The 13890-nt window shown below is 40.6% G+C and carries 13 protein-coding genes, 1 riboswitch and 1 other annotated feature (1 of these 15 cut by a window edge); of the genes, 4 read left to right on the top strand and 9 right to left on the bottom strand.

The window, feature by feature from the left end:
- Positions 1-23 precede the first annotated feature (23 nt).
- From PT281_RS06185 to PT281_RS06175, 3 genes are all read left to right on the top strand, one after another.
- Positions 24-941, top strand: a complete 918-nt coding sequence (locus PT281_RS06185) for an HNH endonuclease signature motif containing protein (protein WP_277152974.1) — start codon at positions 24-26, stop codon at positions 939-941.
- A 141-nt stretch (positions 942-1082) separates the two neighbouring features.
- Positions 1083-1781: a TIGR00266 family protein gene (locus PT281_RS06180; protein WP_277130949.1), complete on the top strand. Its 699-nt coding sequence runs from the start codon at positions 1083-1085 to the stop codon at positions 1779-1781.
- Positions 1782-1944: 163 nt separating this feature from the next.
- Positions 1945-2679, top strand: a complete 735-nt coding sequence (locus tag PT281_RS06175; RefSeq protein WP_277152972.1) for a helix-turn-helix domain-containing protein — start codon at positions 1945-1947, stop codon at positions 2677-2679.
- 54 nt (positions 2680-2733) lie between these two features.
- Here the strand turns inward: PT281_RS06175 and PT281_RS06170 are convergent, their stop codons facing one another.
- From PT281_RS06170 to PT281_RS06150, 5 genes are all read right to left on the bottom strand, one after another.
- On the bottom strand, positions 2734-3483 hold the full coding sequence (locus tag PT281_RS06170; RefSeq protein ID WP_277130946.1) for an amino acid ABC transporter ATP-binding protein: 750 nt from the start codon (positions 3481-3483) through the stop codon (positions 2734-2736).
- Positions 3480-5099 (bottom strand): ABC transporter substrate-binding protein/permease, encoded by a 1620-nt coding sequence (locus PT281_RS06165; protein ID WP_277152970.1) that lies wholly within the window; start codon positions 5097-5099, stop codon positions 3480-3482. The genes PT281_RS06170 and PT281_RS06165 overlap by 4 nt, the downstream gene beginning before the upstream one ends.
- A 102-nt stretch (positions 5100-5201) precedes the next feature.
- A riboswitch (Lysine riboswitch) is annotated at positions 5202-5378 on the bottom strand.
- Positions 5379-5544: 166 nt separating this feature from the next.
- Positions 5545-6702 carry an ArgE/DapE family deacylase gene (locus tag PT281_RS06160; protein WP_277152968.1) on the bottom strand — a complete coding sequence of 386 codons (1158 nt, stop codon included), beginning with the start codon at positions 6700-6702 and terminating at the stop codon, positions 5545-5547.
- Between the two features lie 24 nt (positions 6703-6726).
- Positions 6727-8337 (bottom strand): ABC transporter substrate-binding protein/permease, encoded by a 1611-nt coding sequence (locus tag PT281_RS06155; RefSeq protein WP_277152966.1) that lies wholly within the window; start codon positions 8335-8337, stop codon positions 6727-6729.
- 733 nt (positions 8338-9070) lie between these two features.
- Positions 9071-9703 carry a DNA-3-methyladenine glycosylase gene (locus tag PT281_RS06150; RefSeq protein ID WP_277152964.1) on the bottom strand — a complete coding sequence of 211 codons (633 nt, stop codon included), beginning with the start codon at positions 9701-9703 and terminating at the stop codon, positions 9071-9073.
- Between the two features lie 46 nt (positions 9704-9749).
- On the opposite strand from PT281_RS06150, the gene PT281_RS06145 reads away from it, so the two are divergent.
- Positions 9750-10109, top strand: a complete 360-nt coding sequence (locus PT281_RS06145; RefSeq protein ID WP_277152962.1) for a DUF488 family protein — start codon at positions 9750-9752, stop codon at positions 10107-10109.
- Here the strand turns inward: PT281_RS06145 and PT281_RS06140 are convergent.
- The 4 genes from PT281_RS06140 to asnA form a co-directional block, all read right to left on the bottom strand.
- Complete coding sequence (locus tag PT281_RS06140) at positions 10104-10898, bottom strand: TerC family protein (RefSeq protein WP_277152960.1); 795 nt, start codon at positions 10896-10898, stop codon at positions 10104-10106. The two genes, PT281_RS06145 and PT281_RS06140, sit on opposite strands and share 6 nt — an antisense overlap.
- Positions 10899-10970: 72 nt before the next feature.
- Positions 10971-11249: a hypothetical protein gene (locus tag PT281_RS06135; protein ID WP_277152958.1), complete on the bottom strand. Its 279-nt coding sequence runs from the start codon at positions 11247-11249 to the stop codon at positions 10971-10973.
- Positions 11249-11953, bottom strand: a complete 705-nt coding sequence (locus tag PT281_RS06130) for an NAD-dependent protein deacylase (protein ID WP_277152956.1) — start codon at positions 11951-11953, stop codon at positions 11249-11251. The genes PT281_RS06135 and PT281_RS06130 overlap by 1 nt, the downstream gene beginning before the upstream one ends.
- Before the next feature lie 635 nt (positions 11954-12588).
- Positions 12589-13602 carry an aspartate--ammonia ligase gene (gene asnA, locus PT281_RS06125; RefSeq protein WP_277152954.1) on the bottom strand — a complete coding sequence of 338 codons (1014 nt, stop codon included), beginning with the start codon at positions 13600-13602 and terminating at the stop codon, positions 12589-12591.
- Between the two features lie 57 nt (positions 13603-13659).
- Positions 13660-13890 (bottom strand) — a binding site (T-box leader) (it continues 11 nt past the right edge of the window).

The raw sequence follows: 13890 nt of genomic DNA, 5'->3' as shown, positions 1-13890 counted from the left end.
TTAATTTAAAGGAGCAGGGCAACGTGAAATTTCAATGCAGCAGCTGCGGTTTACGGATGAATTCGGTACATTTTAAACAGCATGGTTTAATAAATCCTAAATTAACGAGTATCTGTGATATTTGCCTGCAAAGAGGGCAAGATGCTAATGATTTTGCCAATTTGGCAGTGCAGATTTTTGCGCAAGGGCTGCTGTATACCTTTGTAGGTAAGCCGATAACTGATAATGAGCATGACTTTCTAGTAATTAAAAAGGAATATCGCAAGCGTTATGAGGCCTTTATTCAAGATTATGACGGCAATAGTTTAGCCCAGCAGCAATTGCCCCGTCATGATTTTAACGCGGCTGTTATTGCCAGTGAAATTGGTAAAAACGCCTTTGTTCCCCAACTTGATTTGACTTTTGCCGATAATCTGACGCAATTGGGGTTAAAAGTTGATTTTCAATTAAATGAAGTTAATTACATTGACCGTGAACGTATTCGAGCTAAGTACCATTATCGCTGCCAATATTGCGGTCGGCGTGGGCGTAGCGTTGACCATAAGGATCCAGTGTCACTATCGCGTAATAATGACTTAGATAATTTAATCTTATCGTGTCAGGAATGTAATCGAATCAAGTCTAATATGCCGTTTGCATTATTTGCCCAGCTAAACGACCAGATTTCTCAGATTAATCAGAAGTTGGTTAAGTATGAAGATGCATTAGCCACTTTGAAAGGTGAGTTTGAAGAGCGAAGACGTAAATTGGCGGCAACCATGCATCTTAAGGGTGTGGTTAATGATCCGGAATTGAATGCAATGCGTAAGCAGAATAAGAAGTTGCAGGATGCCATTGATAGCTTGGCGAGCGATTATCATGACTTGTGTAATTTACGTGAGCAGCACTTTATTACTGGCTGGAAATTAGTAGAAGAACAGAAAAAAACTGATATTATTTAGTAAATTTAGGTCGATTAGCTGGTGTAATTCTTTAGCTAATTAATTTGCCTAATTTTTATTCTATCAATTTTGCTATAATTAATGATGAGTATTTTTATATAATTAAATACAAAGAATATTGGCTGAAGGAGTAAAAATAATATGGAAATCAAAATTTTTAATAAGGGGCTTTCGCCACTAGTTGAATTGTCCTTAGCTAATGGTGAAACTGCTAAAATTCAACGTGGCAGTATGGCTTATATGCAAAATGTAAAATTACACGCAAAAATGAATTCTAACGATCACAAGGGCTTAGGTGGGTTAGTGCGCTCGGTTGCTCGCAGCAAGGTCACAGGGGAAAGCATGATTATTAATGAAGTTAAAGCAACTGGCGATAATGCATTAGTAGGAATAGCTCCTAACACGATCGGGGCAATAGAAGAATTGACTTTGGCTGAAGGGCACCAATATCGGCTAAACACGGGCGCTTTTTTGGCAGCGGATGAAAATACAGGCTATGAAGCTATCAGACAAAAGGGCCTATCGAAAGCTGTGTTTGGTAAAACTGGTGGCTTTTTCATTTTACATACCAAGGGAACGGGCAAATTATTGATTAATGGTACTGGTAATATCGTCAAAATGGAACTTACGGACGAAAATAACTTCCAAATTGATAATGACAATGTTTTGGCGTGGGAAGATTCTCTTGATTATAAAATTGAATCAGCCAGTGGGTCATTTGGCTTTATGTCTGGAGAAGGCTTAGTTGATAGCTTTTATGGGCATGGCGTTGTTTATTTACAAACTAGTAACCTTAAAGAATTAGCTCGTTCGGTAAGGCAATTTTTGCCAGCCGAATAAATTGTTGTAGTCAAAAAGAACCAACTTGTCGTGAGCTGGTTCTTTTTGATTAAAAAAACATTTATCTATTAAGCTGCTTCTGGCGCGGATGTAACATGATAATTGCGTTACTTTTGCGGCATATATTGTTAAGTTATTGTTTAGAAAGGAAGGTAAAGTGCAAATGGAATTAGCACGGGTTTTACGTGAAAGAAGGCAAGAATTGAATTTGACCCAGCAGCAGTTGGCAGATAAGTTGCATGTCACAAGGCAAACACTATCGCGCTGGGAAAATTCATTGAGCTATCCTAATTTGGATACTTTGGTAGAACTGAGTGACCTGTTGGCAGTTCCGCTTGACACTTTATTGAAAGGAGACAATAACGCAATGGTTAAGAAAATTAGTTCAGATGTAAATGATAAGCGGAGATACCGCCGCTATTTAATAATCATTGGCAGTATTTTTGCCGTGATTTTAATATGGCTCTGTGTTTTAGGCTATGGTCGAGCAAATCAAGTGGAATGGATTGATCGCTTTAATCCATTTTTGGAGACTAAGTATGGTTATGCTACTCTGCCGGATAAAGTTGAATTGAAAAAAGAACGCGGAATTGAGCAGCATGGTAAAACTAAGAAAAAAGTATGGCTTAAAATTCCACAAAAAGTGGATGAGTATGTTACTGACGATCCTTTCGATCATGGTTCGTGGCTAAAGTTCTCTACTGGCGAATACGACTTAAAGCACCGCTGGGCGTATGTGATGCATAAGGGCTCTTATGTGTATGCAATTCGCTTAGTTAAGAAGAGTGAAATACCCATGCAAATGCGTGGAACGATGCTGGATTATTATATGCCGTTTAAAGATGGAGCACCTGCATCTAGATTAAATAAAAATTTCCCGTGGTGGCCATTTAATTAATGAAAAAGAAAGATCAAAAATAAAAGCCTGTCGATTAACAGACAGGCTTTTAAATTAACTGTTTTGGAAGTTACGTAAGAACTTCGCTGTTTTTTCATTTTGTGGGTGGTTAAGCAATTGGTCAGGACTTCCTTGCTCGGCAATGACGCCGTCGCTGATAAAGAAGACTTGATCGGAAACGTCGCGGGCAAAGGCCATTTCGTGAGTAACGATAATCATCGTTAATCCGGTAGTGGCTAGGTCTTTCATAACGCTGAGAACTTCGCCGACCATTTCTGGGTCAAGGGCACTGGTTGGCTCATCGAATAATAAAATTTCTGGATCCATCGAAATCGCGCGGGCAATTGCGACCCGTTGTTGTTGACCACCGGACAATTGCTTAGGGCGGGCATTAATGTATTCTGCCATGCCGACCTTTTTCAAGTTGTCGACAGCAACCTTGCGGGCTTCTTCTTTAGAACGCTTTAGAACGAGTTCTTGACCAACCATACAGTTAGCTAGGACGTCTTTGTTCTCAAATAAGTCAAACTGTTGGAAGACCATGCCGACTTTAGCACGGTAGATATTGCGGTTATAGCCTGGGGCTAAGACGTTTTCGCCATGAAAGTCGATTTCCCCAGCTGTTGGTTCTTCCAGCATGTTGATGCAGCGCAAGGTGGTTGATTTACCACCACCAGAGGGACCAATAATTGTAGCAATTTCGCCTTTTTTAATATCAAAGGAAATATCCTTCAATACTTGGTGAGTGCCAAAAGATTTTTGAATATGCTTTAAACTTAAAATCGTATCGTTTGCTTGCGTCATGATTTGTTAACCTCCGTCTTTTCGGTTGAGCCGACCTGAACTTGGTTGGCCATTAAATTATAGTTTTTACTGCCTTCAAGGTGCTTTTCAATTAAATTAAAAATTCTGGTAATCGTGAAGGTGAGAATTAGGTAGATTACAGAAATTGTTAGGTAAGTTGGGAAGAACTTGAACGTTTGACTGGCAATCGTGGTCCCAACAAAGAATAGTTCGGAAACAGAAATAATACTTAAAACTGATGTGTCCTTGATGTTAACGATAAATTCGTTGGTAATGGATGGCAGACAGTTTCTAATGGCTTGCGGCAGAATAATGTGCCACATTCTTTGGTTATGGCTCATTCCTAGGGCACTGGCTGCTTCAAATTGCCCTTTTGGCGTTGACATAATTCCGCCGCGGATAATCTCGGCTAGGTAAGCACCAGTATTAATGGAAACAATTACCAAGGCGGCGATTGTTCGGTCAATGTTTAGGTGCCATAACTGGGCGATACCATAATAGATAACAGCAGCTTGTACCATCATTGGCGTGCCCCGGAAAATTTCAATATAAACTGATAGTAACCAATCAATAAACTTCAATGTCCATCTCTTGCCGCGAGTTGTTGGTGTTGGAATGGTCCGGATGACGCCAACGAATAGTCCAATGAAGAACCCGGCGATAGTACCCACTGAGGCAAGCAGCAGGGTCATGCCAATCCCGCTCATAATCATGCCGCCGTATTGTTGCCAAATCGAAACAAACCAATTTTGTTGTTTGCCCTTTTTACCTTTGGCATTATCAGTCTTTGGTTGCTCCTTAATAGCTGCGGTCATTAACTTTGTTCTTTTAGAATTAGGAATTGTGGCGAGAATTTGGTTAACTTGCTTAAGCAACTGTTTGTTAGGTTTGGCAATTCCGATGGAAGTTACTGATTCTTCCTTAGTCGCGTGGAAGCCAGTCATCTTATTAACAGGAATTGCCTTGATGTCGGGATCAACCATTTTAAATGAGGTGGCTTCAGTATCTTCGGCAACGTAACCATCAATCGTACCTGAAATTAGGCTTTGGCGCATGGCAGCGAAGTCACGCATTGCTGGCTGCTTCTTAGCACCTTTTAGTTGGCTGATTAATTGGTAGTGGAACGTTCCTTGTTGCCCCGTTAATTTTGCACCCTTAAAGTCGCTTAGACTTTTGGCATTGGCATATTTACTGCCCGCCTTGGTAATAACGACAAACGTGCTACGTCTGTAAGGTTGGGAAAAGTTAATTGCCTTCTCACGTTCAGCAGTGGGACTCATGCCGGCGATAATTAAATCAGCTTTACCACTGGTCAAAGCCGGTAAAAGACCGTCCCATTCAGTCTTGAAGACGACTACTTTGCGGTGCAATTTTTTACCGATGATTTTGGCGATTTTGACGTCATAACCGTTGGCAAAAGTATGAGAACCATCAATCGGAACGGCACCGTTAGCGTTATTAGTTTGGGTCCAGTTGTATGGCTGGTAGTTAGCCTCCATTGCGACTTTGAGGACACCATTATCTTTAGCGTAAGCTCGCGGAGACAATCCTAATGTGATTGCTAGCCCGAGCAAGGTTGCAATGAAAATAGATAACCATTTACTTTTTGACTTCATTTTAAAACCTCCAAATTGTTTTAAATAAAGCCAACACAATAAAAGCGTAAACCAAAAACCTCGCTGCGTTCGCAACGAGGTTATAATTAATCATATTTAGACAAATCATATAGCGCTCCCCGGGGACGAACCGAGACAGTCTGCAAGATATGCTCCTGCAGCCCAACAAAAAAGTGACGCAAATCAAATTCTTGTTTCGGCGGTAATCCTTCAGACTAGCCTTCATTGCGTTTGCGCGCTAGGACCAGGTTCGTAATTATCGCGACCTCTATTGCATTGGAAATTATTTAACTTAGTGAGAATGATAGGCTAAAAATTACGTCTTGTCAACTTAAGGTCTGCTAATGATTAATAATGAAATATAAGATGAAGCGAGATCGCAGTAACTAATTTGAACTGCTGCTTGATGTGAAAATGAATGATAAGCTCTAAAGTAAACTTGGGCTTATTTGGTTAAGTATTTTTTGGCAAATTGTTCATAAAATTCAGTTGCTGCGAGGTAATCGGGAATATCAACGTACTCGTCAACTTGGTGGCAGCTGTCATTTCCGGGTCCAATGCTAAACATGGTTGGTGCCGACGGACTATTGACGAATTTAGACGCATCTGTTGTTCCTGACTCGGTGAATAAGTTAACTGGGCGCTTTAGAATATTTTCAAGTAACTTTTGAGCTGCTTGGACATATTCATTGTTTTCGTCACCAGAGACAGCTTCACCCAAATAATCGTACTGCAATTCAAAATGGTGCTGCGGCATCTGGTTAACTTCATTGATGACATTTTCCAAAATCGTTTGAATGTCTTTAACTGTATAGAATGGGTTAATACGAATATTGCCGCGGGCAACAACCTTATCGGGCATACTGTTGACCTGATCGCCGCCGGAAATCATCGTAATGTTGTGTAAAACAGGACCTAATTTTTCGTGAACTTTTGGTAAATGACGCAACTTTTGATTGGCTAGTTGAATGAAGTCAGTCATATTGTCAATGGCATTGAGAACATTCAATTGAGCAGAGTGAGCGACTTTACCATAGGAAGTGACGGTGTAGTCAATGTCGCCGTTGTTGGAATAAGAAATATCAAGGTTAGAGTCTTCGCCAATGACGATAACGTCCAAATCGTCGATAAAACCTTCCTTAGTCAGTTCTTCAGCGCCCCATTGACCAGTTTCTTCACCAACTGACATTAACAGCCGCAATTCGCCTGTTAACGGCACATTATCTTCAAGTAAAGACAGCAACGTTGCAATCATTCCGGCTAAACCGCTTTTCATATCAGTGGTTCCACGGCCGTACATTTTGGTGTCATTGTCGTATAATTTGCCGGAAAATGGATCGTCACGCCAAGCTTCGCGGTTACCCAGGTTAACTACGTCCATGTGACCGGAAAAACCAAGCTTGAAATTGCCATCGGTTGGTCCAATTGAAATGACACAACTTTCGCGATCACCTTGGTAAGGTACGTGGGTGATGCGGACACGATCACCAAATGGGGCAAACAGCTTTACAACATAATCAACAACCTTTTTTTCGTGGTCGTCAATGGTTTCAATTTGGATTAAATCCTGCAATAACTTAATTTGTCTTTGTCTATTTAACATATTGTTCCCTTACTTTATAGATGATTATTTGTCTCTAGTAGCAACTTGAACTTGGTTAGCCATTAAGTTGTAGTCTTTACTGCCATCAAGGTGTTTTTCAATTAAATTGAAGATTCTGGTAATTGTGAATGTCAAAATCAGGTAAATTGCGGAAATTGTCAGGTAAGTTGGGAAGAACTTGAAAGTCTGACTGGCAATAGTTGAACCGACGAAGAACAATTCCGAAACGGAAATGATGCTCAATACTGACGTATCCTTAATGTTGACGATGAATTCGTTAGTGATTGACGGCAGACAGTTTCTGATGGCTTGCGGCAAAATAATGTGCCACATTCTCTGATTGTGGGTCATTCCCAAAGCACTAGCTGCTTCGAATTGCCCTTGCGGCGTTGAAATAATCCCGCCGCGGATAATTTCGGCTAAGTAAGCCCCAGTATTAATGGAAACAATAATTAGAGCGGCCGCGGTACGGTCAATATTAATGTGCCAGAACTGAGCAATACCATAGTAGATAACGGCAGCCTGAACCATCATTGGCGTGCCTCGGAAGATTTCAATATAAACGGATAACAGCCAGTCGACAAACTTTAATGCCCATTTTTTGCCGCGAGTTGTTGGCGTTGGAATGGTGCGAATGATACCGACAAACAGACCAATGAAGAACCCGGCAATGGTACCAACAGCTGCAAGCAGCAGGGTCATGCCAATTCCGTTCATAATCATGCCGCCATATTGCTTGAGCATGGAAACAAGCCAGCTTTGCTTTTTGCCGTTTTTGCCTTTCTTGGAATCAGTTTTTGGCTGTTCCTTGATGGCTTCAGTCATTAGCTTAGTTCTCTTGGATTTTGGAATCGTGGCTAGGACTTGGTTGACTTGCTTGAGCAATTTCGGGTTAGTCTTGGCAACGCCAATTGAGGAAACCATCTGTGCCTTAGTGACGTGGAAACCTTTCATTGGGTTAAGCGGCACGGCTCTAATGTCGGGGTCAACCATCTTGAAGGAGATTGCTTCGGTTGAATCGGCAATATAACCATCAATGGTTCCAGAAATTAAACTCTGCCGCATCGCTGAGAAATCCTTCATGTTAGGCTCTTTTTTAGCGCCAGGCAACTGGTTGATTAATTGATAGTGGAACGTTCCTTGTTGGGCAGTAAGGCGCGCACCCTTAAAGTCGGTTAGTTTTTTAGCATTAAGATACTTGCTGCCGGCCTTAGTGACAACGACAAAAACACCGCTCCAATAAGGATTAGTAAAGTTAATGGCCTTTTCCCGTTCTGGTGTAGGACTCATGCCGGCAATGATTAAGTCGGCCTTGCCGCTAGTTAAAGCGGGTAATAGCCCGTCCCATTCGGTTTTCATGACAACAATTTTTTTGTGCAATTTTTGCCCAATAATTTTAGCTATTTTGACATCATAGCCATTGGCATAGGTGTGAGAACCATCAATGGGTACAGCACCGTTAGCATTATTGGTCTGCGTCCAGTTATTAGGCGAATAATTGGCTTCCATTGCGACTTTGAGGACGCCATCATCTTTTTTAGCGGCGTTAGCTTGGTTATTGTTCAAGCTAAGACCACTAATTAAAGTGAAAACGACTGCGAATAACGCAACTAGCCATCTGGTTTTTGACTTCATTTTAAAACCTCCAAATTGTTTTAAATAAAGCCAATACAATAAAAAGCGTAAATAAAAACCTCACTGCTAAATGGCAATAAGGTTAAAAGTGATCATATTTAAACAAATCATATAGCGCTCCCCGGGGACTAACCGAGACAGTCTGCAAGATATGTTCTTGCAGCCCAACCGTGAATTTACGCTGGACAAATTCGCAGTTTCGGCGGTAATTCTTGAGCTAATTGTCATGGCATCACGCGTGCTCGGATTAGGTTTGTAATTATCGCGACCTCTATTGCATTGGAAATTATTAACTTGGTGAAAATATTAAATTAAATTTTACTTATTGTCAACTATATTATCAAAAATAATTTATTAATATTTAATTTTTAACGACGGGAGTTTTTTCGTATTCAGTCATGTCTTTACCAAAAATCATCTAGAACTTTTTGTGTATCTTTGACACCAGTTATTTTAAATTTATGATCTGATAGTTCTTCAACACCTAGGACTAAGATTCCACCATCAGCTTTTTTTATATTCTAAATGTTCATCTTCTTGAGGTAGCGAATTATTATAGTCTATTATTTTCATAAACAAAATCATTTTTTTAAAAACCAGCAGCAAATTAATTACGTAAAACGCTGGATTATAGGGATTCTGCCACAACTTTATAAATTATGGCAGTTTAAACCAGCAGAAAACTAGCAGAAAATTAATTACTTTGTTATACGTAATAATTTTATCATTAAACCTAGTACCAACCATGATTTTTATCATAATCGCGCTTTTTCATTCGCGAGACGTAAGGATTGCCACTAACGTAATAACGCAAAGGCTTCTGCGCCCATTCTTGGTTGGATTGATTAATCCCGATTCGCGGACCAGCAATAATTTTCGCTGCATGTTTTTTATGAGTATTATCAAGGTCAATGCTAAACGGCGAATCAGTTAAAAAGTGCAGGTTCCAATGTTTATCATGGATGCCGAAGGCCTGCATCATTTTGGCAGGACCATTGGTTAATAAAACGCCGTCTTTGCCATTGCGATTGGTAGTCATCTGGTCAATACCCCATCTGGGTTCAATTGCTCTGATTAAAATTCCTTGGGGCTCGTCCAATTCTTGGGTGGCAACATCAAAGAAAAAGTATTGCCGCTGGCTATAAATATAGATAGTACCGCCAGCACGATACAGACCTTCATTGGCTGGACTGCGGCGGTTGTTATAGGAATGAGCCGCACGATCGCGAATACCTAAATAGGCTTCGGCTTCAACGATGTAGCCGCCCATTAAGTGCTGACCGTCATTGTAAGTTAACGGGCGACCGATTAGGTCAGCCGTGATTTTGGCGGTAGAATTGTTAGTAAAATAAGTTGAATAATCCATGTTTCATTCCTAATAGTACACGATAAAAATTAAAGAGGTAATTACGATGACAGAAATTAAATTAGTCCGAATTTATGACCATGAGCAACCTGAAGGTTACCGGATTTTGGTTGATCGGCTATGGCCGCGCGGGATGAGTAAAGTTAAAGCTGATTTAGATGAATGGGCCAAGGAAATAGGTCCAAGTACTGAATTGCGCAAATGGTTTAATCATGATGATGCCAAGTTTGTGTCTTTTAAAGAAAAATATCTTACTGAATTAGAGCAAAATCCTGCAGTACCGCAATTTTTAGCATTAGTGAAGATGCAATTGTCTAAAACAGATGTTTTATTTTTATATGGTGCTAAAAATAAAGAGCACAACCAAGCGGTTGTACTCAAAGAATATGTGCTGCAATCCTTATAGCTTTTTGTGACCATGACGTTTAACCCGCCAAAAGTGAAAGGCAATTGTCAGTAGGAGGATGCCAAAGACAATCATTGCAAACACCGTGTTAGGCAGCTCGTAATTAAGCGGCGGCAGCGACAGCAGTAATTTAAGCGCGATAATTCCAATTAGAATGTAGGCCATTGGCTGCAGTTCTGGGATAATATCCATTAACTTGATAATGATTTCGGCTACGCCTCGCATGCACAAGATGCCAATCATGCCACCGACCAATACAATTACCGGATTACTGGAAACTGCCAAGGCGGCTAAAACAGAGTCAATTGAAAAGACAATGTCCATAGCTTCAATGGAAATAACCGTGCGCCAGAAAAGGGATAAAACATGTTTGCCTTTTTTGGCCTTGTGTTTACTAAGTTTAGCTTCTTCGGCTTTTTCCTTTGTGGCCGCCTTTTGCGGGTGACGCTGATCGTAGAAAAATTTAATTGCTAAGTAGAATAGGTAGAAACTACCAGCTAGCTTAATCTCCCAAAAATTAATCAGGTAAGTTCCGATACCAATGACAATAAAGCGAAAAATGTATGCGCCCCAAAGACCATAAAATAATGACTTTTCCTGTTGCTTTTTGTCGGGTAAAGCCTTAGTCTGTGCAGCTAGGACTACCGCATTATCTACAGACAATAGGCATTCCATTAAAATCAGGGTAAGAATAATCATCCAATCCTTACCACTGGTTAAAACATGCAGCCAGTTGCTGGCACTGAAAAACGGCGCGTACATTTTAATAATTGAATTGATAATCGACATCTAAAAACTCTTTTCTAAATTAATCAGGTGCTTTTTGTAGTTATTGCCCAAACGATATTGGTCATAAGGAATTTACTTCACTTGATTAAGTACTTTTTGCTGCCAAGGGGTAACTATTTGGCTGATACTTAACGGTAAATCAAATCCCTTTCGAGTTCCAGTTAAAAATTCAGCTAATTCGCAAAGGTAGGGAGCTAGCTTTGCCGGCTCATAGGATAACTTTTCACTTGGATAAAAGTGACTGATTGGTAAAGTGGGCAATCCTTTTTGTCTAACATAGGTTAGACCATTTTTGTTTGCTGCTAGCTCAAACGTCACATAGTCAACGGTCAAAGCGGCATAGTAAAGCATTAGAGTTGTTCAAAAACGTCTAGCGCGTCCGCAATAATTGAAGAAATGCCGGCTGCTGGAATTGCTGTCTTGTTAATTGCCCAAACTTTGGCGTTGTTTTGCCGGTAAGACAATAATTGGGCGAATGGATAAACGACAAAGCTAGTTCCAGAAATAATTACTAAATCAGAATTTTGCATGGCGTTAACGGACTTGGACAAATTGTCGCCGTTGATGGCTTCGCCATAGAGGACAATGCCGGGACGAATGATGCCGCCGCAGTTTTCGTGGCGGAAGCTTTTGGCATATTCGGCGTAAGCAACAGGCTGGTGGCACTTAGTGCAGTAGATATTATAAAGGCTGCCATGAAATTCGGTGACGTGCTGATTGCCGGCTTTTGTATCAAGATGGTCAACATTTTGGGTAATTAAATCGCCTTTTTCATTGCAAAGTTCAGCGATTTTTTGGTGGATGGCGTTAGGCTTGGCATCAGGGTAGTACATGTTATCCATGACAAACTTGTAGAAAAAGTCAGGCCGGCTGTTGAGCGTTTCTGCACTTAAAATAGTCTCGGGACTTTCGGAGACGCCATCGTAAATACCGTTTTTGGAACGATAGTCGGGGATGCCGGAATGGGTAGAGACGCCGGCACCAGTTAAAAATGTGATGTGTTGGGCTTGGTCAATGTCGTGTTTTAATTCGGTTATTTGTTTTGGGTCAATCATTAGTTTTGTACCTTTCTTAAAATCAATTCACTATCTGTAGTTTACTACAATGTGGTTCCAATGAACGACTTTAGTGCGGCGGACTAAAGCTTTTAGGAGGTCAAGCAGCTAAAAAGCCGTTAAGTTTCTACTTAACGGCTTTTGCTATGATTAGTAACAAAGGTGTTCTAGCTTTATTTAACAAACTGCACTCTACCCGAAGCCCACATGGCGTAGAAAAATAGGATTATACAAATTATTACTGAAATTATTAGTCCTAAAATTATAGCAATGAAGGAATTCATGTTCTTTCTTTGAAAAAAAGTAGCTACTATATCCATAACATCTAATAAATAAAATCCCAAAACTATCGTAGAAAAATCAAATAGTTTGAACCACGGGCAAATCAAAATTAGAAGTAACTCTACTACTGAAAGAATCTTTAACCATTTATATACCTTAGGGGATAACGTTTCATACTTAGTTTCTTTGTCTTTTATAATTTTCAACTCTTGTCATGTATATATTACATACATTTTTATATTTTAATAGTATATAAAAGAGGCGATATATATTCAAGTTTGTTTTCATTAGTAGAATTAAGCAAAAAATACACGATCCCGGTAAAAACTATTGGAATCGTGTATTAGCAGTTTTTATAATAAAGGAATATCATGCTTGGCGCATTCAGCGATCATTTCTTTAGGCCAGATGCTGGCTTGAACCTCGCCAATGTGTGCCTTACCCAGCAGCAACATGCATAGTCGTGATTGACCAATGCCGCCGCCGATTGAATAAGGCAGTTCACCCTTGAGCAGCATTTGGTGGAAGGGTAATTTTTCACGGTCAAGGCAGTCAGCCTTGGTTAATTGCTCGTGCAGACTTTCGGGGCTAACGCGAATTCCCATTGAAGAAACCTCTAGCTTTTGTTTGAGTGGTTCATACCAGAAGATCAAGTCGCCATTTAGTTGCCAGTCGTCGTAGTCTGGTGCGCGACCGTCGTGAGGTTTGCCGCTGCGAGACAACTTATCGCCAATCTTCATTAAGAATACGGCTTTTTCTTCCTTGGCAATCTTGTTTTCACGTTCCTCAGGGCTGATGTCTGGCCAGCGGTCTTCCAGCTCTTGCGTTGTTACGAAGTGGACTTCGTCAGGCAAATGATAAGTAGAAGCGGGATAACGTTCGGCACATTCAGCTTCAATTTGTTTAATTGCGGTGTAAATCTTTTGCACGGTTTGCTTCAAGGTTTCAATCGTTCGATCTTCCTTGCTGATGACCTTTTCCCAGTCCCATTGGTCAACATAGATGGAGTGGAAGTTATCCATTTCTTCGTCGCGGCGGATCGCGTTCATGTTAGTGTAGAGTCCTTCGTGCATGCCGAAGTCGTACTTCTTTAGCGCCATTCGCTTCCACTTGGCAAGTGAGTGGACAATTTCAATTGTATCGTCCTTAGGCATGTCTTTGGCGTCAAAGGCAACAGGTCGTTCAACGCCATTTAAGTTGTCGTTTAAACCCGTGTCTTTTTCGACAAACATTGGTGCAGACATCCTTTGCAAGTTAAGCTTTTGCGCTAGAATAGTTTGGAATCGTTCCCGAATGAAGACAATAGCTGCTTCAGTATCGCGAATTGTTAAAGTTGGCTGATATTTTTCTGGCAAAATTAAAGTCATGGTTGTTTACCTCCAAAATTAGGTCAAAGAAAAAAGCCCTTTGTCCAATTGTCAATTCAATAGGACGAAAGGCTTTTTCCGCGGTACCACCTAAATTGCTCAAATAGTGAGCCAACTCATGAAGCACTAACATGCTTCACCAGCGTGGTAACGTACTGGGGACGACGCAACCTACTCTAATAAAATTTCAGTGCGCTGCTAAAAGGGTTTTTCGATAATTCAGGGTCTGGTGCATTCTCACTAACTGCACCTCACTGACAAGGGATAAATTATTTACTCGTCTTTGTC

This window comes from Lactobacillus sp. ESL0701, from assembly GCF_029433445.1.
GTDB lineage: Bacteria > Bacillota > Bacilli > Lactobacillales > Lactobacillaceae > Lactobacillus.
The sequence above is the reverse complement of the archived record's forward strand: the minus strand, read 5'-3'. Positions and strand labels throughout refer to the sequence as shown.